This is a genomic window from Streptomyces sp. DH12 (assembly GCF_020873895.1).
Lineage (GTDB): Bacteria > Actinomycetota > Actinomycetes > Streptomycetales > Streptomycetaceae > Streptomyces.
The window spans coordinates 1-480 of the sequence record NZ_JAHWGT010000828.1 but is presented as its reverse complement, the minus strand read 5'-3'; the positions used below and the strand labels follow the sequence as shown (position 1 = coordinate 480).

The window sequence follows — 480 nt, the reverse complement described above, 5'->3', positions numbered from 1 at the left end:
GGTGCGGGCTCACGCTCTTCGCGCTGGCCACGGTGCCTTGGGCGCGGGTGCTGGGACTGCAGTACCCGGTGCTCTCCCTGGTGGTCATCGTCGCCACCGCCAACCACGTCTGGCTGGACGCGGTCGGCGGCGTGCTGTGCCTCGCCGTCGGCTACGGCGTCGCCCTCGCCTGGTACGGCCGCCGCCCCTCCGCCCTCCCCCGCCACCACCCGGACGACAGCACGAGACGGCCGGAGCCGGCCGCCCCGGAGCGCGTGCCCCTGCAGAAGCAGGTCTGACGCCCCGGCGTGCGTGAGGGCCGGGCGGCGGCTACAGCCCGCCGTAGAACAGCTCCTCCACCACGCCACGGGCGCGGCGGGCCGTGCGGCGGTAGGCGTCGAGCATGTCGCCGGCGTGGCCGGGGCCGTAGCCCAGGTAGCGGCCGACGGCGGCCAGCTCGCGCGGCACGGTGGGGAAGGTGTCCCCCGCCCGGCCGCGGAC

General features: G+C 77.3%; 1 protein-coding gene. It reads left to right on the top strand.

The window, feature by feature from the left end; translation table 11 throughout:
* Positions 1-278, top strand: a 278-nt coding sequence (locus tag LPA54_RS37295; protein ID WP_228984886.1) for a phosphatase PAP2 family protein, incomplete at its 5' end; no start/stop codon positions are given.
* Between the last annotated feature and the right edge of the window lie 202 nt (positions 279-480).